Source organism: Streptomyces sp. 6N223 (genome assembly GCF_052246635.1).
Lineage (GTDB): Bacteria > Actinomycetota > Actinomycetes > Streptomycetales > Streptomycetaceae > Streptomyces.
Genome location: NZ_JBQQCA010000011.1, coordinates 63,768 through 85,182, shown reverse-complemented (window position 1 = coordinate 85,182; position 21,415 = coordinate 63,768). Strand labels below are relative to the sequence as shown.

Genomic DNA, 21,415 nt, shown 5'->3' with positions numbered 1-21,415 from the left:
GGCGCGGGGTGGCGGCTCACAGCGCCCGAAGGCCGCTACGCGTAGCTCTCGATGTCCTTGACCACGGCGAAGCCGAGGCCGTACGCGCTCATGCCCCTCCCGTACGCCCCGAGGTGAACGCCGTGGTGGGCCGCGCCCGCCAGGACCCAGCCGTACTCGGACTCCCGGTAGTGGAAGTCGGTGGGCTCGCCGTCCACCGGCAGCGACAGCGTGGACCAGCCGCCGCCGTGCAGGTCGTCGGCGAGCTCCCAGGCGATCGCGGTCTGCTGCTCCAGCCAGTCCTGGCGCAGCGCCCGCTCCATCTGGGCGGGCCAGGTGCATGACAGCAGGCCGGAGCCCGCCAGCCAGGCCGCGGAGGAGACCGAGGTGGCCTCCAGCACGCCCGTGCCGTCCGGGCTGCGGCGCAGCGGGCGGCTGGCGACGGTCACCACGACGGTGAAGCGCTGGTCGGCGTGGCCCAGTTCGCCCCGCAGCGACGGCTCGTCGCCGTGGCCCGTGGAGCCGTGCTCGACGGCCCCGTCGGCGGCGGTGCCGACCTGCATCAGCCAGCGGGGGCCGGTGAACGCCTCATCAAGTCCATACCAGGGAAAGCTGGCCATCAGATAGCCGTCCACGGCGCGGCGCGCCCCGGGCACCCCCTGGGGTGTGGGGCTGTCCGTCGTGTCCTGCGGCTCGGCCCGACTCGTCGTCTCCATGTTTGTGCGACGCCTCCTCATAGCCCTCGTCCTGGGCAGACCCCGGACATAGGGAGGATAGCCATCCGGGTCCGGGGTGTCGGGCATGACCGAAGACCGGGTGGGGTCATATGCCCTCGAACAGGTGCGAACGGCGGGACGGGCCGCCGTTCACGCGCCCCCGGCGGTCGGACGGAGCAGGGATCGAATCAGGTGGCGTCGGCATCGAAGGGCGGCGCGTCCTCGCTGGGCGCGGCGGAGGCGGAGGGGGCGTCGCCGTCCTTGCTCAGCCGCACCGGGCCACCACTGCCGGCGGTGGAGCCGGTCGAGGCGCCATTGGAGCCCGTGGCCTCGGCCGGGGTGCCGCTCGCGGCGGTGCCGCCGGCGGCCGTGCCGCCCTTGCCGAGCCCCTTGTTCATGCCCTTGCCCAGGCGCCCGTTGGCGGGACGCGAGGGGCGGCCGTTGACGGCGTCGGCGACCTCGGTCAGCTCATTGCGCATGTCGAGGCTGTCGCCGAGCTCCTTCAGCCCCAGGTCCTCGTTGTCGAGCAGGTGCTTCTTCGCGAAGCGCCGCGGATTCAGGTCCTCGAACTCGAAGTCCTTGAACTCCGGGCCCAGTTCGTCCCGGATATCCCGCTTGGCGCTGTCGGAGAATTCCCGGATCTTGCGGAGGAACCGCGCCGCGTCGTGGATCATTTTCGGCAGCTTCTCGGGCCCGAAGACCAGGATGGCGAGAACGATGAGGAACAAGAACTCCAGGGACCCTATATCGAAGAACACCTGACAGCTCCCTCATCCCGACAGTTCCTACGCATTCGGTGAGGGCAACGGTACCTGCCCGGGGCGCGCGATGGGAGTCCGCGCATCCGGACGGGCCCCGACGGGGCCGGGACAGGCGGGTGAACGGCCGACCACCCCACCGTCAGCTTCCCGTCTCCTCGCCGAGGACCACGTCGATCTGCATCTCCTCGCCGCCGCGCTCGATGGTGAGCGCCAGCCGGTCGCCCGGCTGGTGGCTGCGGATCTTCACGATGAGCTCGTCCCCGGTCCGCACCGGCTCCCCGTCGACGGCGGTGATCAGGTCGCCCTCCTGCACGCCCGCCTGGTCCGCCGGGCCGCCGGGCGTCACCGCCTCCTCGCCGGGAGTGGTGCTGCCGACCATGGCGCCCTCGCCCGCGTAGCCGGTGTCGAGCATCACGCCGATGACGGGGTGGGTGGCGTATCCGACGTTGATGAGCTGCTCGGCGACGTCCCTGCCCTGGTTGATGGGGATGGCGAAGCCGAGGCCGACGCTGCCGGAGCTGCCGGAGTCGAAGCCGCCGGAGTCGGCGGTGCGGATCGCGCTGTTGATGCCGATCACCCGGCCGCTGATGTCGACCAGGGGGCCCCCGGAGTTGCCGGGGTTGATCGGGGCGTCGGTCTGGAGGGCGTTGACATAGCTGATGTCGGAGCCGTCCGGCTCGGAGCCGCCCGCCGTGATGGGGCGCTCGGTGGCGCTGATGATGCCGGAGGTGACGGTGCCCGCCAGGTCGAAGGGGGCGCCGAAGGCGATCACCGGGTCGCCCACGCGCACGGAGTCGGAGTCGCCCAGCTCCAGCGGGCTGAGGCCGGAGACGCCGCTGACCTCGACCACGGCCAGGTCGTACCCGGCGTCCGAGCCGATGACCTCGGCCTGCGCCGTGTCGCCGCTGCTGAAGGTGACCTCTATCACGCCGCCGTCCCCGGCGGGCTCCACCACGTGGGCGTTGGTGAGGATGTGGCCCTCGTCGTCCAGCACGAAGCCGGTGCCGGTGCCCGCGGCCTCGGCGCCCGAGACGTGCAGGGTGACGACGCCGGGGAGGACGTCCTCGGCGATCCCGGCGATGCTGCCCTCGGGCGCGGGCCCGTCATCGGGCGAGGACTGCGGCAGCTGCACCTCGTCGTCGTTGAAGGTGCCGTCGCGCTCCATCTGAACGCCGATGGCGCCGCCGACGAGGCCCGCGAGGAGCGCGATCAGCGCCGCCCCGGCCACGAGCGCCAGGGGACGCGGCCGTTCGGACGCGCCGGCCGGCGGCACCCCGGCGGGGGCGGCCCCGGGCACGCCGGGCAGGGGAACGCCGCCGCCCGCGGTGCCGCCCCACGGGTCGTAACGCCGCAGCGGCTCGCCGGGCAGGGAGGCGGCGGCAGGGGCGGGCGCGTGCGCGGCGGGCGCGGCGTGCGCCTGCGGCGGCGCGGTGGCACGGGCGGGCGGCATCGGCGTGCCGGTGGGCGGCGTTCCCATCGGCGTGGGACGGGGCGCGGGCGCGGTGCCGGGCGCGGCGCCCGCCGGGGCCTGCCCGGTGGGCGTGCCCGCCGCGGGCGTCTGGCCCGCGGGCGTGCCGGCGGGGGCGGCGGGCGGGGACGTCCTCGTGCCCGCGGGCGGGGTCGGCTCCGGCCGCTGCACGGGGGGCGCGGGGGCCCAGGGACCCGGCTGGCCATAGGGCGGCGTGCCGTACGCCTCCTCCGCGTGGCGACGCTCGGTGTCCTCGTCCTGCTGGCTCTGCCGGGGAGACCCCCAGGAAACGCTCTTCCCGTTGTCCATTCCCGTCCCCATCGTGTCCGCTACCCCGCTACCGGCTGGTTCTCAGTGCTCCGGTAAGGGATTCAACCAGGTGGCCGCCCACCGGGTCACGGAAGCGCCTCATGGGGCGTCCGTGGCTCCGACGATGCCGAGCCCGCCGACGGGGGCGAGGCTGATGAGCATGGGTGCCGGAACCGACGTGGTCGATCCCTCGTCCGGGCCCGCTGCCAGTATGGGCCCCAACGCCGGGAAAAGCTGCTCCGCCAGGCCGGCGGGGTCGCTCGCTCCCGGCGGCCACGCGCTCGTGTCCGAGGCCGCGACCGAGCCGACGGCTGACCGCCGCGCGGTGTCCTCCTCCGGCCGGTTGCTCGTGGCCCGCACCACGCTCGCCGGCGAGGCGCCGCCTCCCGCCGCGACCGTGCTGCCGCCCGACGCGGCACCGGCTCCGGTGGCGCCGGGGCTGGTCATGGCGCCACCGATGGCGAACGCCGCCAGCGAAACCGCGCCCGCGGCGGCAAAGGCAAGCCGGTGGCCGCGATGCGTGCGTCCCGCGGCCCCCGGCTCGTGTATACGGAAGCCGCGCACCCCGCCGATGATCGGAGGGCCGAGCCACGAGGCGCCCCGGCGGCCGCCGGGCAGCGACCCCGGCTTAGGGCCCGGCGGCTCCTCCCGATCGCGCGGCTCGTCGCGGCGCGAGGAGCCGGGCGGGTCGGGCTCGCCGTTGGTGGCCGGAAGCCCCTGCAGCCGCGCCAGCAGGCCCGCCGGCGGGGCGGGCAGCGGGCTGGTGGCGAAGACGCTCTTCAGCCGGCGCTGGGCGTCGGCCTCGTCCTTGCAACTGGGGCAGGTGGCCAGGTGCGCGAGCACCCGGTCCCGGCTGTCGTGCGACAGCTCCCCGTCGATCAGCGCGGCCAGGCTCTCTCCGAGATGCTGGTCGGCCGGTCCTGCTTCGGCGGCGCTCGTCACCCGGCCCCGCCTTCCTCCGCCGAGGACGCGGGCGCGGCGGGCACGGCGGGCACGGCGGCGAGCACGGTCTCCTGCTCCCGCCCGCGCGGCGAGCGGTGCTGCAGGGCCTTGCGCAGGTGGGAGCGGCCACGGTGGATGCGGCTGCGGACGGTGCCGAGCTTCACGCCGAGGGTGGTGGCGATCTCCTCGTAGCTCAGACCCTCGATGTCACAGAGCACCACCGCCGCCCGGAAGTCGGGCGCGAGGGTGTCGAGCGCCTGCTGCACGTCGGCGTCGAAGTGCGTGTCGTTGAAGTGCTGCTGGGGCGTGGGCTCGCGGCTGGGCAGCCGCTCGGCGGCGTCATCGCCGAGGGCGTCGAAGCGGATGCGCTGCTTGCGGCGCACCGAGTCCAGGAAGAGGTTCGTGGTGATGCGGTGCAGCCACCCCTCGAAGGTGCCCGGGGTGTAGGTCGACAGCGAGCGGAAGACGCGGACGAAGACCTCCTGGGTCAGGTCCTCGGCGTCGTGCTGGTTGCCGGTCAGGCGGAAGGCGAGGCGGTAGACGCGCGCGCTGTGGGTGCTGACGATCTCCTCCCAGCTCGGGGGAGCCCAGGTCTCACCGTCCGCGCCGGCGCCAAAGGTGGCCAGCTCGGCCGTGGCCGTGCCGGTCTCGGCGGTCTCGGCGGGCCCGGTGGGTTCCTGGGCCCGGTCGGCGTCAGCGTTCTCAGTCACGTCCGTCGGCCTGCCAGAGGACCCGAGGAGGCGTTTGAGCACCCCCCGGCCCGTGGCCACGGCCGCACCTCCCCTGTTGGCTCTGGTGGTGTCCAGTGGAGTCCCTACCATAACCACCTCACCCGTTAGCTCCGGATAAGCATTTTTGACCGGCTTTCCGCCCCGGTGCCTCTTCGTCCAACGTCCGGTCCAGCCGACCTGTTCCCGGGGAGAGTCGATACAGTCGATGCGCGTGACAGACGGGGACAGGAGACGGCCATTACCGGCAACCGGCTGACGAGCTGGGCGTTCGCCGAGGCGTACGGCGCACCGGACGCCGACACCGCGGAGGGGACGGCGCTGCGCTGGGCCCGCGACCGGGCTCAGGAGGCCGGGCTGCGCCCGGTCTCGCCCGGCACCGGCGACGCCCTGCGGCTGCTGGCCGCGGCGAGCACGGCCCGGGCGGTGGTCGAGATCGGCACGGGCACCGGGGTGTCCGGCATCTACCTGCTGCACGGCATGCGCCCGGAGGGCGTGCTGACCACGGTGGAGATCGAGCCGGAGCGGCAGCAGTTCGCCCGGCAGGCGTTCCGGATGGCGGGCTTCCCGGCCAACAGGGCGCGGCTCATCGTCGGCCACGCGCTCGACGTGCTGCCCCGGCTCACCGACGGCGGCTACGACCTGGTCTTCTGCGACGGCAGCCGACTGGAATGCCTGGAATGTCTTGGAGAATCGTTGCGTCTGCTTCGTCCGGGCGGCCTGGTCTGCTTCACCGGCGTCTTCGCCGACGGACGCACGGTCGACTCCAGGATCCAGCCGGCCGAGGTGCTGCGCCTGCGCGAGCTGCTCCGCGCGGTGCGCGAGAGCAAGGAGCTGGTGCCCGCGCTCCTGCCGGTCGGCGACGGCCTGTTGTGCGCCGCCCGGGCGTAGCCGGTCCGGGCATGGGCCCTCCGGGCGGCAGGAAAACGGCGCTGCCCCGGTAGGTGGTCCGGGGCAGCGCCGATAGGACTGACGGCGGGCGGCCTGGGCCGGTCGCGTGTCAGCGTGGCTAAGCGAGTCAAGAAGCGGGCTGAGGGATCGACTCGTGACACGGGCGGCTCAGCTCGCCGTCACTTTCTTCAGCTCCTCGTCGAGCGCAACCGCCTCGTCGGGGCTCAGCTCGACCACGAGTCGCCCACCGCCTTCGAGCGGAACGCGCATGATGATCCCCCGCCCCTCCTTGGTCACCTCGAGCGGGCCATCGCCCGTCCGCGGCTTCATGGCCGCCATGCTCGTTCCCCTTCCTGAACCAGCTCACCGCAGCCGACAACCGAAGCGATCACCGGCATCGAACACGTTGCTTCAGGCCATTATCCCGCATGGCACGGTTCCATGACCAACATCGGGCGGTATCCCTTCGGCAACGCACGCTCGCAAATCCACTCAATCCGGCGATTGCGCCTTCACCACGGCGAACATCACGCTCACTCGCCAGCCGCCTCGTCCTGCCGCTGGGCGACCGCCCGGGCACCGGCCAGCGCGCTCTCCAGCTCCGCGATGCGCGCGTCCCGCTCGGCGAGCTCGGCGGCGAGCCGGTCCAGCACGTCGTCGACCTCCGCCATGCGATAGCCCCGGGGCGCCACCGGCAGGCGCACCGCCACCACGTCGGCCGGGACGACCGGACGGTCCCTCGGCAGCGGGTCGTCGATCCGGTCCGGCTCGGCTTCCGGCATGCCGCCGGACACCGGCCCGCCCGAGCCGTCGCCGCTGCCCAGCACGGCCAGCGTGACCGCGGCGATCACCACCACCATCGCCGCCATCAGAAACCAGAACACGACGCCGCCTCCCCTTGTCCCCTCAGAGAACTGTCCGATGCCTGTCGGATGCTATGCCGATCGTCGCACGAGGCACCGACAAGCGCGGACAGCCGGCGTCCCGGTAGCGTCGGACCGATGAGCGGAGAGCAGAGCGGGACGCTGCGCCTCGGGTCGCGCGAGTTCCCGGCGACCGAGCCGGTGATCATGGCCATCGTGAACCGGACGCCCGACTCGTTCTACGACCGGGGCGCGACCTTCGGCGACCAGGCCGCCTTCGCCCGCGTCGAGGACGCCATCGCCCAGGGCGCGGCGATCATCGACATCGGCGGGGTGAAGGCGGGCCCCGGCGCCGAGGTCGGCGTGGCCGAGGAGATACGCCGCACCGCCGGCTTCGTCGCCGAGGTGCGGCGGCGTTTCCCCGAGGTGGTCATCAGCGTCGACACCTGGCGCCACGAGGTCGGAGAGGCCGTCTGCCAGGCCGGCGCCGACCTGCTCAACGACGCCTGGGGCGGCGCCGACCCGCGCCTGGCCGAGGTCGCCGCCCGGCACGGCGCCGGCCTGGTCTGCACCCACACCGGCGGCGCGGCGCCCCGCACCCGGCCGCACCGGGTGGCGTACGAGGACGTGATGGCCGACATCCTGCGGGACACGGTGCGGCTGGCGGAGCGGGCCGTGCGGCTGGGCGTGCGGCGGGACGGCGTCCTCATCGATCCCGGGCACGACTTCGGGAAGTCCACGCGGCACTCTCTGGAGGCGACCCGGCGCCTGGACGAGATGACGGCGACGGGCTGGCCGGTGCTGGTGTCGCTCTCCAACAAGGACTTCGTCGGCGAGACGCTGGACCTGCCCGTGAAGGAGCGGCTCATCGGGACGCTGGCGGCCACGGCGGTCTCGGCGTGGCTGGGGGCGCGGGTCTACCGGGTGCACGAGGTCGCGGAGACGCGGCAGGTGCTGGACATGGTCGCGTCGATCGCCGGGCACCGGCCGCCCGCGGTGGCCCGCCGCGGCCTGGCGTAGCAGGGCTGTGGCTGCGGCTACGGCTTGGTGACCAGCGTGATGGCCTCTTCCACGTCGTCGGTGACCTGGAAGAGGCCCTCGTCCGCGGCGGACGCCTTGCCCTGGGCGACCACGGTCTCGCGCAGCCAGCCCGCCAGGCCCTGCCAGTACGCCGTGCCGAAGAGCACGATCGGGAAGCGGGTGACCTTGCCGGTCTGGACCAGGGTCAGCGCCTCGAAGAGCTCGTCCAGGGTGCCGAGCCCGCCGGGCAGCACGAGGAAGCCCTGGGCGTACTTCACGAACATCGTCTTGCGGACGAAGAAATAGCGGAAGTTGACGCCGATGTCGACATAGTCGTTCAGGCCCTGCTCGAAGGGCAGCTCGATGCCGAGGCCGACGGAGACGCCGCCGGACTCGCTGGCGCCGCGGTTGGCCGCCTCCATCGCGCCCGGGCCGCCGCCGGTGATCACGGCGAAGCCCGCCTCGGCCAGCCCCTTGCCGATGCGCACGCCGATCTCGTACTCCGGGGACCCCACGGGCGTCCGGGAGGAGCCGAAGACGCTCACGGCCGGGCCGAGTTCGGCCAGCGCGCCGAAGCCCTCGACGAACTCCGACTGGATGCGCAGCACGCGCCAGGGGTCGCCGTGGACCCAGTCGGCGGGCCCGCGGGTGTCCAGCAGCCGCTGGTCGGCGGTGCCGGGCACGACCTGTCCGCGGCGGCGCACCACCGGGCCGAGGTACTGCTCGCGCGGGCCGGGCTCGGCCGGCTCCGGGCGTACGCCACGCTTGCCGAGCTCGTCCGGCTCGGGGTCCGGGACCCGGTCCACGCCCTCGCCGCCGCCCGTGCTCTCGCTGTCGCTGTCGCTGTCGCTGTCCTTCATGGCCTGCTCCTCCCACGCACCCGATTCAGGGTAGGCGCTCAGGCGAGCCAGGCGCGCAGCCGCTCCTCGCAGCGGATGATCAGCTCGCCCTCCACCCGCTCGTCGGCCTTGTGCGCCAGGTTGGGGTCGCCGGGACCGTAGTTGACCGCGGGCACGCCGAGGGCGGAGAAGCGCGAGACGTCGGTCCAGCCGTACTTCGGGCGCGGCTGCCCGCCCACCGCCTCGGTGAAGGCGCGGGCGGCGGGGTGGTTCAGGCCCGGCAGCGCGCCCGGCGCGTGGTCGTCGACGGTGAACTCGGCGACGCCGCAGCCCTCGAAGACCTCGTGGACGTGGGCGATGGCCTCCTCGGGGCTCCGGTCGGGGGCGAAGCGGTAGTTCACGGCGACGGTGCAGGCGTCGGGGATGACGTTCCCGGCGACTCCGGCCTCGATGCGGACCGCGTTCAGGCCCTCGCGGTACTCCAGGCCGTCGATCACCGGGCGGCGCGGGACGTACGCCGCGAGGCGGGCCAGCACGGGGGCGGCGGCGTGGATGGCGTTGGACCCGGTCCAGCTGCGGGCCGAGTGCGCGCGCTGGCCGGGCAGCCGCAGCAGCAGGCGCAGGGTGCCCTGGCAGCCGCCCTCGACCTCCCCGTTCGAGGGCTCAAGGAGCACCGCGAAGTCCGCGGCGAGCCAGTCGGGGTGGGCGGCGGCGAGGTGGCCGAGGCCGTTGCGCGCGGCGTCGACCTCCTCGTTGTCGTAGAAGACGAAGGTCAGGTCGCGGTTGGGGCGGGGCACGGTGGCGGCGAGGCGCAGCTGCACCGCCACGCCGGACTTCATGTCGCTGGTGCCGCAGCCCCACAGCACGCCGTCCTCGTCGAGGCGGGAGGGGAGGTTCCCGGCGACGGGCACGGTGTCGATGTGGCCGGCGAGCACCACCCGCTCGGCGCGGCCGAGGTCGGTGCGGGCGACGACGTTGTTGCCGTGCCGGTCGACCCGCAGCCAGGGCAGCGCCCGCAGCGCGGTCTGGAGGGCGTCGGCGAGCGGCCGCTCGGTGCCGCTGACCGAGGGGATGTCCACCAGCCGGGCGGTGAGCGCGACGGCGTCCAGGCCGAGGTCGAGCCGGTGGTCGAGCCCCGGCGGTGATGCGGGTGGCTGCATGTCGTTACGGTACCGGGGGGCAGGTAACGGCCACGTGACCCGCTACCTTTGTCGGGTGCCCGAACGGAAATCGTCCCAGTCCCGCGGCCGGGGGGTGGGCGGCGCGTTCACCGTGCTGTTACTGGCCGCGACCGCCGCGTACGTGGTGACGAGGTACGACTCGGACGATCCACCGGAGCCGCACTGTGCCGTGTCCGGCCACTCCGGCGAGGTGGCGTTCACCACGGAGCATCAGCAGGCGGCCAACGCCGCGACGATCGAGGCCGTCGGCTCCGCGCGCGGCCTCTCGGAACGCGCGGTGACCATAGCCATCGCCACCGCCATGCAGGAGTCGCGGCTGCTCAACATCGACTACGGCGACCGCGACTCCCTCGGCCTCTTCCAGCAGCGGCCCTCGCAGGGCTGGGGCAGCGCGGAGGAGGTCCTGGACCCGGTGTACGCGGCCGGGCAGTTCTACGACCACCTGGTGGAGGTGCCGGACTACGAGACGCTGCCACTGACCGAGGCCGCGCAGGCCGTGCAGCGCAGCGCCTACCCGGACGCCTACGCCCAGCACGAGCAGGAGGCCGAGGTGCTGGCCGCCGCGCTGACCGGGCGGCGGGCGGCGGCGCTCAACTGCGTCGTGGGCTCCGAGCCGGTTCAGGGGCGGCCGGCCGAGGTGCGGGAGCGGATACGGCGGCAGTTCGGCGGCCGCGTGCCGGTGAGCGGCGACGGAGCCACCCTCACCTGCCCGGCCGGCGCGGAGGGGGAGCCCGGGCAGGGCTGGGAGCTGGCGCACTGGGCGGTGGCGCACGCCGCCGAGCTGGGCATCCAGCGGATCGACTACGGGGAGCGGGTCTGGGAGGCCGACCGGTCGGAGGAGGGCTGGCGGGAGGCCACCGAGGAGGACGGCCTCGCGGGCGGGACGGCGGCGACGGCCGAGATCCGGCTCGGCACCTTCCCGCCCGGCGAGGCCTCGGCCCAACCCCAGTAGCGGCCAGGGCCTTTGCACGGGAGATTTGCCGCAAAGCGCGCGCACCACGGCGCAGGCAGTTGATGTGACGTTACGTCAACCGCCCGGAGGGCGTGGCGATTGACCGTTTTCGTCGCTGATTTCGCCGCATTCGATAATGCGACGCATTAACAATCCTTTACCCGGTGCAGCCGAAACCTCCGCCCGCCCCAAGCCGATAGTCACGACGTCCACACGTCACGTCACGCGCGATTCCGCACGTGGGCGTTAAGCATCTCTCCATACTCCGCGAAGGAGCATCATGTCTGCCTCCAGGCGTCTCCCCCGCCGTCCCCTCCGCCGCCGCATGGCCAAGGCCGCGTTCGTGCTCGCCGCCGGCGTCGCGCCCGTCTGGGGTGCGGCCGACTCCGCCGCCGCCGACTCGAAGGGCACGGACGAGGCGTTGAGCGACACCGTGCGGATCGCCAACACCCTGCTGGAAGAGGTCGGGAACGAGGCCGCCAAGAGCGCCATGCCCGTCCTCATGCCGGCCGTCAACGAGGTGGCGCAGAAGACCGCGCACACCAGCGCCAGCCTCCTGGGGGACGTGCAGCGGGACTTTGTGAACCCCGAGGGGCTGAAGCGGACGCTGCCGTCCCTCGACGACCCGGACCTCAGCGCGCTCTGAGGGACCGCGTCCGCCCCGGCGTCCCCCGGCATCCCCCGATATCCCCGACCAGCCCCCGGACCCGGCCACCAGGGTCCGGGGCCGGTCACGCCCGCCGCGGGTCAGGCCAGGCGGCTGACCGCCTCCGCCACCCGCTCGTCCGTGGCCGTCAGCGCCACCCGCACGAACCGCTCGCCCGCCGTCCCGTAGAAGTCGCCGGGCGCCACCAGGATCCCGTGCTTGCTGAGGTCGCTCACGGTCTCCCAGCACGGCTCGTCCCGCGTCGCCCACAGGTACAGCGAGGCCTCGCTGTGCTCGATCCGGAAGCCGCGCCCGGTCAGCGCCCCGCGCAACGCCGCGCGCCGGGCGGCGTACCGCTCCCGCTGCGCGGCCACGTGCGCCGTGTCGCCGAGCGCCGCCACCATCGCCGCCTGCACCGGCGCGGGCACCATCATCCCGGCGTGCTTGCGGACCTGCCGCAGCTCCCCCAGCACCGCCGGGTCGCCGACGAGGAACGCCGCGCGGTAGCCCGCCAGGTTGGAGCGCTTGGAGAGCGAGTGCACGGCGACGAGCCCCTCGACGCTGCCGCCGCACACCTCCGGGTGCAGCACCGACACCGGGTCCGCCTCCCAGCCGGACTCCAGGTAGCACTCGTCGCTGACGAGCAGCACCCCGTGCTCCCGCGCCCACGCCACGACGCGGCGCAGCCGGGAGGCGGGGAGCACCTGGCCGGAGGGGTTCGCCGGGGAGTTGAGCCACAGCAGCCTCAGGCCCCGCGGGTCGGGGGCCGTCTCGGGCAGCTCGCCCGCCCGGTACGGCACGGGCTCGGCGCCCGCCAGCCGCGCCCCCACCTCGTACGTCGGGTACGCCAGCTCGGGGAACGCCACCTTCTCGCCCGGGCCCGCGCCGAGCTGGGCCGGGAGCGAGGCGACCAGCTCCTTGGAGCCGATCACCGGCAGCACGTGCTGGTGCCCGAGGCCCAGCTCCCCGGTGCCCGTGCGCCGTGCGCACCAGCCCAGGATCGCCTCCCGCAGCGCCTCGGTGCCCCACACCGTGGGATACCCCGGGCTGTCGGCGGCGTCGGCCAGCGCCCGCCTGACGACCCCGGGAACGGGGTCGACGGGCGTGCCGACCGACAGGTCGACGATGCCGCCGGGGTGGGCGGCGGCGTCGGCCCGGTACGGCTCAAGCCGGTCCCACGGGAAGACGGGCAGCCGCGAGGAGACCGGCGGGGGCCGGGAGGCCGGAGAGGAAGAAGGGGGAACGGGCACGTCGCGGGTCTACTCGTCGTGCTCCTGCGGCGGCAGCGCCGCGATCAGCGGGTGGTCCCGCTCGATCAGGCCCAGCTTGCTGGCGCCGCCGGGCGAGCCGAGCTCGTCGAAGAACTCGACGTTCGCCTTGTAGTAGTCCTTCCACTCCTCCGGGGTGTCGTCCTCGTAGAAGATCGCCTCGACGGGGCAGACCGGCTCGCAGGCACCGCAGTCCACGCACTCGTCGGGGTGGATGTACAGGGCGCGCTGACCCTCGTAGATGCAATCGACTGGGCACTCCTCGATGCACGCCTTGTCCTTCAGGTCAACGCAAGGCTGCGCAATGACGTAGGTCACGCTCTCAGTCCTCCTCATTAAGCGCGGGAGCGCGGGGTCGTCGATCTCAGCCCTAGTATCGCCGGTCGGGCCTAATGGAACCTAATGAGGGGCTGGAAGACGGTGGAATTTGCTGCCCGCGGTCGCCTTGAGGTCCGCATTACCCCCGCTGACGTGGGGCAACGCGTCTCGGTGCGGATGCGAGCCCGACCGGAGCACCACCCTGCGCGCTTCACCGACACCGTCGGGGTGCTCAGCGCCTGGGAGGGTGGTGTGCTCAGCGTCACACGCCGGGACGGCCGGGTCGCGCGCCTGCACGAGTCGGAGATGGTGGCCGCCAAGGTGGTGCCCGACGCGCCCGCGCGCCGCCGGGGAACGCCGGCGGCCGGCCTCGACGAGCTGCGGCGGGTGGCCGCGCGGAGCTGGCCCGCGCCGGAGACCGAGACGATCGGCGGCTGGACGGCGCGGGCGGCGGCCGGGTGGTCCCACCGCGCCAACTCGGCGTACCGCTCGGGCGAGGGCGAGCCCGACCTGGAGCGGATCGCCGCCTGGTACGCCGGGCGCGGGCTGCCGCCGTCGCTCCAGGTGGCGACGGGGGCGCGGGGCGGGGACCGCGGGGACCGCGGGGACCGCGGGGACCGCGGGGACCGCGGGGACCGCGGGGACCGCGGGGACCGCGGGGACCGCGGGGACGAGGTGCTCGCCGCCGAGCTGGAGCGGCGCGGCTGGCGCGCGGCGTACCCCACCGTCGTGCAGGTGGCGGCCCTGGGGCCGCTGGCGGACCGGGAGCCGGACGCCCGTGTGAGGGTCGGGCGGGAGCTGGGCGAGGACTGGCTGCGCGGCAGCCCGGCCGCGCGGCGCGACCCGGCCGCCGCGCGCCGGGTACTGCTGGGCGGGCCCTCGGTGTGGTTCGCCACGGTCGCCGACGGCGCCGGGGACGGCGCCGGCACGGCGGCGGTGGGGCGTTGCGTGGTGGACGGCCGCTGGGCCGGTTTCGCCGCGATCCACGTGGCGCCCGCGCACCGGCGCCGGGGCCTGGCGATCGCCGTGATGGCCGAGCTGGCCCGCGCGGCGCTGGCCGAGGGCGCCAGCGCCGCACACCTCCAGGTCGAGGCCGGCAACGCCCCGGCCCTCACCCTCTACCGGGGGCCGGGGCGGGACTAGGGCGCTAGGCGCGCTAGGGCCCGACGGCGCCCTCGACGACGGCGAGGCGGCCGCCCTCCAGCTCGTCGGTGGCGGCGGTCTCGCGCAGCACGGGCAGCATGGCGGCGGCGACGTGCTCGGGCGTCAGCGCCACGCGCCCGCTGCCCGCGTCGATCTCGACGCCGTCGAAGTAGCCGCCGTACTTCTCGGCGAGCACCTCGGTGTCCATCACCGGCTGGAGCTTGCCGTCGACCGGCTGCATCGTCAGGATCTCGCTGAGCGTCTCCGGGCTGAACGCCAGCGGGTCGAGCGCGTCCCCGGCCTGCACCCAGATGTAGCCGGACATCGCGGGCTCGGCGAAATCCTCCATGGCCCGGTCGACCTCGGCCGCGTCCACCAGCGGGTCCTGGGCGGTGACGGGCAGTTCGATGGCCGGGTCGCGGCCGGTGGCGGCACGATCGCGGAACGCCGCCTCCACGGCGTCCGCCGCCGCCTGGACGTCGATGGCGTTGCCCGGCTGGCCGGGGTGGCCGATGGCCTGGCCGTCCTCGAAGGTGACGCCGCCCTCGACCGGCGCGCCGTCGCCGGCGTGTTCGTCGGCGATCTCCTGGAGGGCGACGGTGAGCTTCTCCCGGTCGATGGCGAAGACCGCGCCCTCGGTGCGCTCGGCGCCGAAGAGGGAGCCGATGACGGTGACCGGGTTGTAGTCCTGCCCGGAGACGCTGTCGACGGTGGCCTTGGTGTCGACGGCCAGCCCGGCGACGTCGGGCGAGAGCTCGGCCTCCTCCCCGCCGATGAGGAGCGTCAGCGGCTCGCTGTTGGCGCGGTCCAGCGCGGCGTCGAGGCGGTTGACGGCGTCCTGGGAGGTGGTGCCGCCGATGTCGATGCCGAGGACGGTGGTGCCCTTGGGCACGTCGTCGGAGGTGAGCAGGAGCCCGGCGCCGTAGGCGACGACGCCGACCCCGGCGAGGGCGATGACCAGCAGCTTCAGGCGCGAACGCCCCCGGCGCCGGGCGGCTGGCGCGGCCTCGGGCTCCGCGTCGCGCTCGCCGCCCTCCGGCCGCGGGTCGGGCCCGGGCGGCGGCACGGCCGGTCCGCCCTCGCCGCCGCCGAACGCCGGGAGCGAGCCGGTGGCGGTCAGCCCGCCCTCGCGGTTGCGCACGGGCGGGGGCGCGGGCGGGAACGGGCCGCCCAGGTCCATGGTGGTGGCGGCGAGTTCGTCGCCGGGCGGCGGGGCGAGCGGCATCGAGCCGCTCACCGGGCCCGTGGTCGGCCCGACGGGGCGGGGCGGGACGCCGGTGCCGTGCGGCGGGGTCGGCGCGGGCGCCGGGGTGAGCTGCGGCGTGGGCGCCGGCGGCGCGACGGAACCGGGCGCGACGGGGAACGCCTGCGCCGTGCCGTCCGGCGGCGTGTCGGTGGGCTGGAACCAGTTCGGCGCCGAGCGGCCCAGCCCCGGGATGCCTCCGGCCGGGGTGTCGCCCGGGCGGGGCGGCGGGCTCGCCGCGGGGCTGCCGGAGGGCGGAGTCTCGCCGCGCTGGGCGCCACGGCGCTGGAGGCTGGGCAGCCTGGGGAGCGCGGGCCCGCCCGACACGCCGGGGATCGGACCCGTCGCGGGGCCGCCGGGCGCCGGCGGCGCCGCCGGGGCGGGCGCGGCGGACGCGGCGGACGCGGCGGACGCGGCGGACGCGGCGGACGCCGACATGCCGGGGCTGGTGGCGGGGCCGGCGCCCGCGCCGCCGCCACCCGGGCCCCGGGGGGGCTTGCGCGGCTCGAACCAAGAGCTCGCCTTCTTGCCGTCGGGCGCGCCCCCGCCGGGCGGCGGGGGCGGGGCGGCGGCGGCCGACGGCGTGCCGTGGGCGGCGGTCTCGTCGACGGTCTCCCGGACCACGATGGGCGGAATGGGCCGCGACCCGGGGATGTTGATCCGCGCCCGGGTCGTCAGCGTGGTCTCGGTCTGTTCCTCCTCCGGCCGCGGAGCGCCGGGGCGGTCCGCGTCCTCCCCTTCACTGCGCTGGGGGTCCCCCCACCCCCGGGGACGCGGGGAGGGGTTGTCTGTTTCACGACTCAAGGCAGGATCTCCCGGTTGGCTTCACCGGCCGTCCGGCGACACGGCCGGTCCGGTCGGCGAGCCCCACGATACTGGGGTGAGCGAGGCGCCACGCCGCCACCACAGGATCGGCACAGGGCCGGCGACGAGCCCGGGCCCTGTCCGGTGGATCTTCCGGGCCCGAGACTCCCCCACTCCGCTTCGCTGCGCGGGATGCACCCCCACCGCTTCGCGCTACGGCCGCTCGCCGCGTTGCCGGGATCGCCCAAGCATATGCGTAGGAGAGCGACCCTCCGCCGTGCGATCGGCCGCGTCCGACGCCGCGGGCCGGTCCGGCACGAGCGCCCCGACAGGCCCTAGCCCCGCGAACGCGTGTCCTGGACGACGGCGAACAGCGGCCGGGCCGGGGCGAGCGCGGCGCACGCGAAGGCGATGGCCATGCCGCCGAGGAGGAAGATGTAACTGCCCGCGCCCGAGGCGAAGACGAAGTCGCCCTGCGGGCGGGTGGCCGTCAGCAGCATCACCGCCAGCACCCAGCCGCCGCCGGGCGCCACCGCCCCGGCGCGGGAGCCGGTCAGCAGGGCGCCGCCCCAGAAGGCCCCGGCCGCGCCGCCCAACGCCAGCAGCAGGCCGAGCGGGAACCAGCCGGCCTGCACCAGCGCCCCGGCGACCCCCGCCAGCATGCCGAGCGCGGCGAGCCCGGCGTACGCCAGCGCCCTGCCGAGGTTCACGCCCGTGGTCAGCATGGGACCTCCAGCCCCGCGAAGATGTCGCCGGCGCCGGCGGGGACGGGGTCGCCGGCCGCCAGCTCGTAGTACTCGGTGGCCCACAGCGGCTGTGCCAGGCCGTTGGAGAGGGCGAAGACCTCGCCGCCCGCGTCCACCTCGATCTGGGTGGCGTGGGCGGCCATCGCCGCCGCCTTGGCGGCGGCCTGGGCGGCGGTGCCCGCCACGGCCAGCGCCACCCGCTCCTCGGGGACGACGCCGGGCACGTCGCCGAGCGCGGCGACCCCGGGGAAACGCCCCCCGCCCGCCGCGCGCAGCCGCGCGAGCCGCTCCTCCGCCACCGGGGCAGGCACGCAGGTGAACAGGGTGCGGGAGACGCGGTGGCCGCCCCGGGAGGCGGCGAGTTCGGCGCCGCGCAGCGCGACCCGGTGGGCCTGGATGTGGTCGGGGTGGCCGTAGCCGCCGTCGGGGCGGTAGGTGATGAGGACCTGCGGGCGGACCTCGTCGATGATCTCGGCGAGCGCGGCGGCGGCCTCGTCCACCTCGGCCCGCCAGAACGCCTCCGCCCCGTCGTTGGAGGGCAGGCCCATCATGCCGGAGTCGCGCCAGCGGCCCCGGCCGCCGAGGAAGCGGTGGTCGGTGACGCCGAGCGCGCGCAGGGCGGCGGCCAGCTCGCCCGCGCGGTGGGGCCCGAGGGCGTCGTCCCGGCCGGCGGCGAGGTGGGCCAGCTCCGGCGGGATGACCTCGCCCTCCTCGCCGAGCGTGCAGGTGACGAGCGTGACCCGGTCGCCCGCCTCGGCGCAGGCGGCCATGGTGACCCCGTTGTTGATCGACTCGTCGTCGGGATGCGCGTGCACCAGCAGCACACACCCCTGGCCAGGATTCATGACGCCCAGCTTAGAAGGCGCCCGCACGACGGCCTGAGACGGCCTCCGGCGGCCTACGACGCCGTCTCGCTGATCTCGTCGATCACATCGGCCATGGTGTCGCCGAAGTCGCTGATGCTCGGCGCCATGCTCGAACTGGCGAGGTAGAAGCCGAGAAGGACGCACAGCGAGGCGTGCAGCACCTTCAGGCCGGCCTTCCTCACCAGCAGTACGACGATGACGGCAAGCACCAGCACCGCGGAGACGGAGACCACCGTGGAAGCACCTCCATGACGTCATGCCCGGATCGATGAGCGGGGCTTGGCAACGCTGCTTCGCAACGCTTCTACCACCGCGCGCGACGGATCATAACTATCCGTGAGTCATCATGGCTCGGTGCATGGGTGCAGATGAGGGGCGCACGCCCCCGTCGCGTTCGGGTGGGTGGGCCCTCAGACGGCCTTGACCACGATGTCCTCGCCGCGGGAGCGAGTGGTGCCCTCCTCGGGGAAGTGGCAGGCGGTCAGGTGTCCCTCGGCGTTTCCCTCGATGCGGACGAGCGGGGGCTCGTGGGTGGCGCACTTCTTCTGCGCCTTCCAGCAGCGGGTGCGGAAGCGGCAGCCGGAGGGCGGGTTGGTGGGCGAGGGCACGTCGCCGGTCAGGCGGATGCGTTGCCGCCCCTGGCGGGCGGCGCCGGCCCCCTCCCCGGCCTCGGCCGCGGCATGCGCCGCGTCGTCCGCCTCCGGGGGAATCGCGCCGTCCTCGGCCTCCGACAGCGCCTCGTCCATGGCCTCGTCGATCACCTCGTCCAGCACGCCCTCGGGCACGGCGGACAGCAGCGCGTGCGTGTACGGGTGGCGGGGGCGTTCGTAGATCGACTCGCGGTCGCCGATCTCGACGATCTTGCCCAGGTACATGACGGCGACGCGCTCGGAGAAGTGGCGCACCACCGCCAGGTCGTGGGCGATGAAGAGGAACGCGATGCCCAGCTCGCGCTGGACGCGGCGCAGCAGGTTCACCACCTGCGCCTGGATGGAGACGTCCAGTGCGGAGACCGGCTCGTCGGCGATGATCAGCTTCGGTTCGAGGGCCAGCGCCCGGGCGACACCGATGCGCTGCCGCTGGCCGCCGGAGAACTCGTGCGGGAAGCGGTTGTAGTGCTCGGGGTTGAGGCCGACGATCTCCAGCAGCTCCCGCACCCGCTTCTCGTGCCCGCCGGGCGGGTTGATGTTGTTGATCTCCATCGGCCCGCGGATGATCGTGCCCACCGTCTGGCGCGGGTTCAGCGAGGAGTACGGGTCCTGGAAGATCATCTGGATCTCGGAGCGGACGGGCGCCATCTCCCGCCGGCTGGCGCGGGTGATGTCCCGGTCGCCGTAGCGGATGGTGCCCGCGGTGGGCTCCAGCAGCCGGGTCAGCAGCCGCCCGGTGGTGGACTTGCCGCAGCCGGACTCGCCGACCAGGCCGACGCTCTCCCCGGCGTGCACGGTGAGGTCGATGCCGTCGACGGCCTTGACCCAGCCGACGGTCCGCCGGATCGGGAACCCGCCCTTGACCGGGAAGTACTTGGTGAGCCCCTCGGCGGTGATCAGGGCCTCGCGGTCGGCGCCGCCGGTGCCCTTGCCCTTGCTCATGCTGACGCTGGTCATCGTTTGTCCAAACCTTGGGAGAGCTAGCCGAGGCGGGGCATGACGCGCTCGGTGAAGAACGTCCGCTTCTGTTCGGCGGTGAGGTGGCATGCGGCGCCGCGGCCGGCCGGCAGCGCGGGCCGGTCCGCCGCGCAGCTCGCCCCGGCCACCTCGGTGCGGAAGGAGCAGCGCGGCTCGAAGGGGCAGCCGGGCGGCGGGGTGAGCAGGCTGGGCGGCGAGCCGGTGATGGGCACCAGCTCCTTGTTGACGTCGCCGGCGAGGCGCGGCATGGAGGTCAGCAGGCCCCAGGTGTAGGGGTGCTGGGGGCTGCGCAGCACGTCGCGGACGGAGCCGCGCTCCACGGCGCGGCCGGCGTACATCACCAGGACGTCGTCGGAGACCTGCGAGACCACGCCGAGGTCGTGGGTGATGAGGATGATCGCGGAGCCGAACTCCTGCTGGAGCTCCCTGAGCAGGTCGAGGATCTGGGCCTGCACGGTGACGTCGAGCGCGGTGGTCGGCTCGTCGGCGATGAGCAGGTCGGGGTCGCAGATCAGCGACATGGCGATCACGGCGCGCTGGCGCATGCCGCCGGAGAACTGGTGGGGGAAGTCGTCCACCCGCCGCTTGGGGTTGGGGATGCCGACCTTGGCGAGCATCTCGATGGCCCGCTCGCGGGCCTCGCGCTTGGAGGCGCCCTTGTGCTTGCGGAACGGCTCGCCGATCTGGCGGCCGATCGTGTAGTAGGGCGACAGGGCGGTGAGCGGGTCCTGGAAGACCATGGCGACCTTGTTGCCGCGCAGCCGTTCGAGGTGGCGTTCGGTGGCGGTGGTCAGCTCCTCGCCGTCCAGCGTGATCTCGCCGGAGATCGCGGTGTTCTTCGGGTTGTGCAGGCCCATGATCGCCTGGTTGGCGACGGACTTGCCCGAGCCGGACTCGCCGACGATGCCGAGGGTCCTGCCGCGCAGCACGTCGAAGGACAGGCCGTCGACGGCCTTGACGATGCCGTCGTCCGTGCGGAAGTGGACGCGCAGGTCCCGCACGGACAGGAACGGGGCGGCGTCGGCGTCGCGGCCTGCGCCGTCGGCGTCCGCCGTTTCGGGGGTCTTGGCGAGGTTCACGTCTCCCACTCCCTCGGCGGTCAGGACAGCCGCACGCGCGGGTCGATCAGCGCGTAGCAGGCGTCGATGATGATGTTGAAGACGACGATCATGAACGCGGAGAAGAGCATCACGCCCATGAGCATGGGCAGGTCGGACTCCTGCACGGACTCCACCGCGAGCCTGCCCAGGCCGTGCAGCGTGAAGGTGTACTCCGTGATCATCGCGCCGCCGAAGAGCGAGCCCATGTCGACGCCGAGGATGGTGACGATCGGGATCAGCGAGCCGCGCCAGGCGTACCGGAAGAACACCGTGGAGCGGGACATGCCCTTGGCTCTGGCCATGCGGACATGGTCCTCCTGGAGCTGCTCGATGAGGGTGGCGCGCGACATGCGGGTGTAGTTGGCGGTGAAGATCGTCGCCAGCACCAGCCATGGCAGCAGCATCCCCATGAACCATTCGCCGGGACTGTCGGTGAAGGGGATGTATTCCGGCTGACTGAGCCATCCCGTGTTGTGGACCAGGACGGCGAGGGCCAGCGGGCCGAGGAAGTAGATCTGGATGGAGCTGAGCACCAGGGAGGTGGAGCTCATGCCCTTGTCCAACAGGCCGCCGCGGCGCCAGGCCGCCAGCATGCCGAAGGCGAGGCCGAGGGTGAGGAAGACGACGGCGCCGCCGATGGCGAGCGAGACGGTGACCGGCAGCCGGTCGATGATGGTCTCCCACACGGGGGCGTTGTTGCGGAAGGAGAAGCCGAGGCAGGGCGCGGGGCAGTCGCCCGCGGGGAACTCGCGGCCCAGGAAGATGCCGACCATGTATTCCCAGTACTGCTGGGGCAGGGGGTCGTCGATGCCGAGGTTGCGCTCGACGACGGCGAGTTCCTCGAGGGAGCAGTTCCCCTTGCCGCAGGCGAGGACCGCCGGATTGCGCGGGACCGCCCAGAAGAGGAAGAACGTGATCGCGCTGATGAACAGCAGGATGACGATGGCGCCCAGCGTTCGCCTGACGATGAATCGGAGCATCGGTTGCAGCCTTAGAAGCCTTGT

Annotated in this window: 23 protein-coding genes; 5 read left to right on the top strand and 18 right to left on the bottom strand. The window is 73.9% G+C overall.

The features are described 5' to 3' along the window. Nucleotides 1-35: 35 nt before the first annotated feature. The 5 genes from ACTWQH_RS09970 to sigE form a co-directional block, all read right to left on the bottom strand. Entirely contained in the window at nt 36-695 is a 660-nt protein-coding gene (locus ACTWQH_RS09970; RefSeq protein ID WP_443286046.1) for a hypothetical protein, read from the bottom strand. Nucleotides 696-883: 188 nt separating this feature from the next. After that, on the bottom strand, nt 884-1,453 hold the full coding sequence (locus ACTWQH_RS09965; protein WP_443286045.1) for a sec-independent translocase: 570 nt from the start codon (nt 1,451-1,453) through the stop codon (nt 884-886). Between the two features lie 142 nt (nt 1,454-1,595). After that, nucleotides 1,596-3,233, bottom strand: coding sequence for a trypsin-like peptidase domain-containing protein (locus ACTWQH_RS09960; protein ID WP_443286044.1), 1,638 nt, complete (start codon nt 3,231-3,233; stop codon nt 1,596-1,598). A gap of 99 nt (nt 3,234-3,332) precedes the next feature. Then, on the bottom strand, nt 3,333-4,175 hold the full coding sequence (locus ACTWQH_RS09955) for an anti-sigma factor family protein (protein WP_443286043.1): 843 nt from the start codon (nt 4,173-4,175) through the stop codon (nt 3,333-3,335). After that, entirely contained in the window at nt 4,172-4,996 is an 825-nt protein-coding gene (gene sigE / locus ACTWQH_RS09950; protein WP_443286042.1) for an RNA polymerase sigma factor SigE, read from the bottom strand. The genes ACTWQH_RS09955 and sigE overlap by 4 nt, the downstream gene beginning before the upstream one ends. Before the next feature lie 87 nt (nt 4,997-5,083). Between sigE and ACTWQH_RS09945 the strand changes: the two genes are divergently transcribed. Then, complete coding sequence (locus ACTWQH_RS09945) at nt 5,084-5,794, top strand: O-methyltransferase (RefSeq protein ID WP_443286089.1); 711 nt, start codon at nt 5,084-5,086, stop codon at nt 5,792-5,794. 168 nt (nt 5,795-5,962) lie between these two features. Here ACTWQH_RS09945 and ACTWQH_RS09940 read toward each other — a convergent pair whose 3' ends face one another. Both ACTWQH_RS09940 and ACTWQH_RS09935 read right to left on the bottom strand, forming a co-directional pair. Beyond that, nucleotides 5,963-6,133 (bottom strand): DUF3117 domain-containing protein, encoded by a 171-nt coding sequence (locus tag ACTWQH_RS09940; protein WP_443286041.1) that lies wholly within the window; start codon nt 6,131-6,133, stop codon nt 5,963-5,965. Between the two features lie 194 nt (nt 6,134-6,327). Continuing rightward, nucleotides 6,328-6,678, bottom strand: coding sequence for a DivIVA domain-containing protein (locus ACTWQH_RS09935; RefSeq protein WP_443286040.1), 351 nt, complete (start codon nt 6,676-6,678; stop codon nt 6,328-6,330). A 117-nt stretch (nt 6,679-6,795) separates the two neighbouring features. Here ACTWQH_RS09935 and folP point away from each other — a divergent pair, with 117 nt between their 5' ends. Next, nucleotides 6,796-7,677, top strand: coding sequence for a dihydropteroate synthase (folP, locus tag ACTWQH_RS09930; RefSeq protein WP_443286039.1), 882 nt, complete (start codon nt 6,796-6,798; stop codon nt 7,675-7,677). A gap of 17 nt (nt 7,678-7,694) precedes the next feature. On the opposite strand, the gene ACTWQH_RS09925 is transcribed toward folP, so the two are convergent. Both ACTWQH_RS09925 and dapE read right to left on the bottom strand, forming a co-directional pair. Beyond that, nucleotides 7,695-8,537 carry a TIGR00730 family Rossman fold protein gene (locus tag ACTWQH_RS09925; RefSeq protein ID WP_443286038.1) on the bottom strand — a complete coding sequence of 281 codons (843 nt, stop codon included), beginning with the start codon at nt 8,535-8,537 and terminating at the stop codon, nt 7,695-7,697. A 38-nt stretch (nt 8,538-8,575) separates the two neighbouring features. Next, nucleotides 8,576-9,676 carry a succinyl-diaminopimelate desuccinylase gene (gene dapE, locus ACTWQH_RS09920; RefSeq protein ID WP_443286037.1) on the bottom strand — a complete coding sequence of 367 codons (1,101 nt, stop codon included), beginning with the start codon at nt 9,674-9,676 and terminating at the stop codon, nt 8,576-8,578. Nucleotides 9,677-9,731: 55 nt separating this feature from the next. Between dapE and ACTWQH_RS09915 the strand changes: the two genes are divergently transcribed. Continuing rightward, nucleotides 9,732-10,649: a hypothetical protein gene (locus tag ACTWQH_RS09915; protein ID WP_443286036.1), complete on the top strand. Its 918-nt coding sequence runs from the start codon at nt 9,732-9,734 to the stop codon at nt 10,647-10,649. Nucleotides 10,650-10,929: 280 nt separating this feature from the next. Then, nucleotides 10,930-11,295: a hypothetical protein gene (locus ACTWQH_RS09910; protein ID WP_443286035.1), complete on the top strand. Its 366-nt coding sequence runs from the start codon at nt 10,930-10,932 to the stop codon at nt 11,293-11,295. 101 nt (nt 11,296-11,396) lie between these two features. On the opposite strand, the gene dapC is transcribed toward ACTWQH_RS09910, so the two are convergent. Together dapC and fdxA are read right to left on the bottom strand one after the other, a co-directional pair. Continuing rightward, the gene (gene dapC / locus ACTWQH_RS09905) at nt 11,397-12,545 is read right to left on the bottom strand and encodes a succinyldiaminopimelate transaminase (RefSeq protein WP_443286034.1); all 1,149 of its coding nucleotides are present in this window, start codon (nt 12,543-12,545) and stop codon (nt 11,397-11,399) included. 9 nt (nt 12,546-12,554) lie between these two features. Next, nucleotides 12,555-12,881, bottom strand: a complete 327-nt coding sequence (gene fdxA / locus ACTWQH_RS09900; RefSeq protein ID WP_443286033.1) for a ferredoxin — start codon at nt 12,879-12,881, stop codon at nt 12,555-12,557. Between the two features lie 102 nt (nt 12,882-12,983). Between fdxA and ACTWQH_RS09895 the strand changes: the two genes are divergently transcribed. Next, nucleotides 12,984-14,024, top strand: a complete 1,041-nt coding sequence (locus ACTWQH_RS09895) for a GNAT family N-acetyltransferase (protein ID WP_443286032.1) — start codon at nt 12,984-12,986, stop codon at nt 14,022-14,024. Between the two features lie 13 nt (nt 14,025-14,037). Here the strand turns inward: ACTWQH_RS09895 and ACTWQH_RS09890 are convergent, their stop codons facing one another. From ACTWQH_RS09890 to ACTWQH_RS09860, 7 genes are all read right to left on the bottom strand, one after another. Then, a complete protein-coding gene (locus ACTWQH_RS09890) occupies nt 14,038-16,071 on the bottom strand; it encodes a peptidoglycan binding domain-containing protein (RefSeq protein WP_443286031.1) in 2,034 nt (677 codons plus the stop codon). A gap of 335 nt (nt 16,072-16,406) precedes the next feature. Then, complete coding sequence (locus tag ACTWQH_RS09885; protein ID WP_443286030.1) at nt 16,407-16,796, bottom strand: DUF6113 family protein; 390 nt, start codon at nt 16,794-16,796, stop codon at nt 16,407-16,409. Next, nucleotides 16,790-17,662, bottom strand: a complete 873-nt coding sequence (gene mshB, locus ACTWQH_RS09880) for an N-acetyl-1-D-myo-inositol-2-amino-2-deoxy-alpha-D-glucopyranoside deacetylase (protein ID WP_443286029.1) — start codon at nt 17,660-17,662, stop codon at nt 16,790-16,792. Before mshB ends, ACTWQH_RS09885 begins: the two co-directional genes overlap by 7 nt. A gap of 53 nt (nt 17,663-17,715) precedes the next feature. Then, nucleotides 17,716-17,916 (bottom strand): hypothetical protein, encoded by a 201-nt coding sequence (locus ACTWQH_RS09875; RefSeq protein WP_443286028.1) that lies wholly within the window; start codon nt 17,914-17,916, stop codon nt 17,716-17,718. A gap of 177 nt (nt 17,917-18,093) precedes the next feature. After that, nucleotides 18,094-19,290, bottom strand: a complete 1,197-nt coding sequence (locus tag ACTWQH_RS09870; protein ID WP_443286027.1) for an ABC transporter ATP-binding protein — start codon at nt 19,288-19,290, stop codon at nt 18,094-18,096. A 23-nt stretch (nt 19,291-19,313) separates the two neighbouring features. Then, entirely contained in the window at nt 19,314-20,390 is a 1,077-nt protein-coding gene (locus ACTWQH_RS09865; protein WP_443286026.1) for an ABC transporter ATP-binding protein, read from the bottom strand. 20 nt (nt 20,391-20,410) lie between these two features. Then, nucleotides 20,411-21,391, bottom strand: coding sequence for an ABC transporter permease (locus ACTWQH_RS09860; protein ID WP_443286025.1), 981 nt, complete (start codon nt 21,389-21,391; stop codon nt 20,411-20,413). Nucleotides 21,392-21,415 lie beyond the last annotated feature (24 nt).

Excerpts from the sequence above, each read along its gene's own strand:
- ACTWQH_RS09925 (WP_443286038.1), bottom strand. The coding sequence starts at position 8,537 with ATGAAGGACAGCGACAGCGACAGCGACAGCGAGAGCACGGGCGGCGGC.
- folP (WP_443286039.1), top strand. The coding sequence starts at position 6,796 with ATGAGCGGAGAGCAGAGCGGGACGCTGCGCCTCGGGTCGCGCGAGTTC.
- sigE (WP_443286042.1), bottom strand. The coding sequence starts at position 4,996 with ATGGTAGGGACTCCACTGGACACCACCAGAGCCAACAGGGGAGGTGCG.
- ACTWQH_RS09940 (WP_443286041.1), bottom strand. The coding sequence starts at position 6,133 with ATGGCGGCCATGAAGCCGCGGACGGGCGATGGCCCGCTCGAGGTGACC.
- ACTWQH_RS09960 (WP_443286044.1), bottom strand. The coding sequence starts at position 3,233 with ATGGACAACGGGAAGAGCGTTTCCTGGGGGTCTCCCCGGCAGAGCCAG.
- dapE (WP_443286037.1), bottom strand. The coding sequence starts at position 9,676 with ATGCAGCCACCCGCATCACCGCCGGGGCTCGACCACCGGCTCGACCTC.
- ACTWQH_RS09885 (WP_443286030.1), bottom strand. The coding sequence starts at position 16,796 with ATGCTGACCACGGGCGTGAACCTCGGCAGGGCGCTGGCGTACGCCGGG.
- ACTWQH_RS09910 (WP_443286035.1), top strand. The coding sequence starts at position 10,930 with ATGTCTGCCTCCAGGCGTCTCCCCCGCCGTCCCCTCCGCCGCCGCATG.
- ACTWQH_RS09970 (WP_443286046.1), bottom strand. The coding sequence starts at position 695 with ATGGAGACGACGAGTCGGGCCGAGCCGCAGGACACGACGGACAGCCCC.
- mshB (WP_443286029.1), bottom strand. The coding sequence starts at position 17,662 with ATGAATCCTGGCCAGGGGTGTGTGCTGCTGGTGCACGCGCATCCCGAC.
- ACTWQH_RS09860 (WP_443286025.1), bottom strand. The coding sequence starts at position 21,391 with ATGCTCCGATTCATCGTCAGGCGAACGCTGGGCGCCATCGTCATCCTG.
- ACTWQH_RS09870 (WP_443286027.1), bottom strand. The coding sequence starts at position 19,290 with ATGACCAGCGTCAGCATGAGCAAGGGCAAGGGCACCGGCGGCGCCGAC.